We start from the raw sequence: 1,414 nt of genomic DNA, 5'->3' as shown, positions 1-1,414 counted from the left end.
CTTCTCGGCGGCCAGGCAGGCGGTGATCGGTCAGCCGCCCGGAAAAGGCTGATCGATCCGGCCTGACAGCCAGTAGGCAAAAAGCCCGATCCATTCCCGGATGGCCATGGTGGTGGCCCGCAGCGAATCGGCTGGATTGTCGCGGAACAGGCCGACGCCTTCCCGTCCCGAGGTGCGATAGTCGACCGGCCATGGAACGGTTGCAAAGCCGGCCTTGTCGAACAGCGCCTTGGCGCGCGGCATATGGAAGGCCGAGGTCACCAGCAGCCAGGTCTCGCCGGGCTTCGGCGTTACCAACTCCTTGGTGAAGACCGCGTTCTCATAGGTGTTGCGGGACTTGTTCTCCAGGATCATCCAGTCGGCGGCCACGCCAAGCGCGGTGAGCAGGCGCGGCGCGGTTGCGGCATCGCCCTCGCCATCGAGAAACAACGCGCCGGTGCCGCCGGAGACGACCACCTTGGCGGTGGGAAAGCGCCGGGCGAGAATCGCGGTCTCGACCATCCGATCGCCGCTGCTGTTCAGCTCATAGCCGCCGCGCGCCAGATTGATGGCGCCCTCGAAGCCGCCGCCGAGCACGACGATGCCGTCGACCTTTTCCGGCAGCGGCGGGCGTTGAAAGCGCTCTTCCAACGGATTGAGCATCATGGCGCCGAGCGACGTCCATGCTGACAGTGCAAGGATCAAAAATGCCAGCACGCTGCCGGCGGCCGCTAACCGTCGGCGCCCGATCGTGACCGCGAGCAGTCCCGCTAGCAGCAGGAAGATCGCCAGGTTGAGCGGCTGGATGAAGAACCAGAAGATCTTGGAAAGGTAGAAGAACATTGGCTGCCTATCGTCGGCTCGAATTCTCACGACCGATGAAGTGCTCGACGGCACTTGTCACAGCCTCGGCCTCGGGCCGGCTCAACTCCCTGCCGAAAACAAGGACGCCGTTGGTGTTGGTCAACCTGATGACTTCCGACAGCCCCGCTTCATCCGTTGGATAGGTATGGTCGAGGATTTCGGCCTCAAGGTGCCCTTTCAAAGGCAATGAGGAACGATTTCGCACAAAACCCCTGACGTCGCGCACGGCTGCCACGTCGGTTAGCCGCAGGGTTTCCTTGCCGAACACCAGCCACATGAAATCCTTGCCGAGGAAGTAGGTGAAGAGGGCAATGATCGCAGTGAACGACAGCAGTCCGAGAGTGCCGCTGGCGACGTTTGCGGGCGACGTGTCGGTCAATCCCATGTAGCCGGTATAGGCAACGATCGCGGCCCCAACCAGGACGAAGCCCATCCTGAAATCCGAGATGCGCGGTGGGTTGGTTATCAGCAGTTCGTCTTCCGTCTCGACGATGGAAATGCGAGACGGGGGCGGCATGCTACCACCATTTCTCCGGCTGGAATGTGCCGGCGGCTTGCTCGATGACGGCGG

Annotated in this window: 2 protein-coding genes; both read right to left on the bottom strand. The window is 62.5% G+C overall.

Going from position 1 to position 1,414, the window contains the following annotated elements; all coding sequences use genetic code 11:
* Positions 1–30 precede the first annotated feature (30 nt).
* Positions 31–822 carry a YdcF family protein gene (locus tag EN884_RS35930; protein ID WP_063167958.1) on the bottom strand — a complete coding sequence of 264 codons (792 nt, stop codon included), beginning with the start codon at positions 820–822 and terminating at the stop codon, positions 31–33.
* 7 nt (positions 823–829) lie between these two features.
* Positions 830–1,360 carry a hypothetical protein gene (locus EN884_RS35925; RefSeq protein ID WP_013531784.1) on the bottom strand — a complete coding sequence of 177 codons (531 nt, stop codon included), beginning with the start codon at positions 1,358–1,360 and terminating at the stop codon, positions 830–832.
* Positions 1,361–1,414: the final 54 nt, after the last annotated feature.

It is taken from the genome of Mesorhizobium sp. M7A.F.Ca.AU.001.01.1.1 (assembly GCF_004022735.1).
In the GTDB taxonomy this organism is placed as follows: Bacteria; Pseudomonadota; Alphaproteobacteria; order Rhizobiales; family Rhizobiaceae; genus Mesorhizobium; species Mesorhizobium ciceri.
The sequence above is the reverse complement of the archived record's forward strand: the minus strand, read 5'-3'. Positions and strand labels throughout refer to the sequence as shown.

Excerpts from the sequence above, each read along its gene's own strand:
- EN884_RS35930 (WP_063167958.1), bottom strand. The coding sequence starts at position 822 with ATGTTCTTCTACCTTTCCAAGATCTTCTGGTTCTTCATCCAGCCGCTC.
- EN884_RS35925 (WP_013531784.1), bottom strand. The coding sequence starts at position 1,360 with ATGCCGCCCCCGTCTCGCATTTCCATCGTCGAGACGGAAGACGAACTG.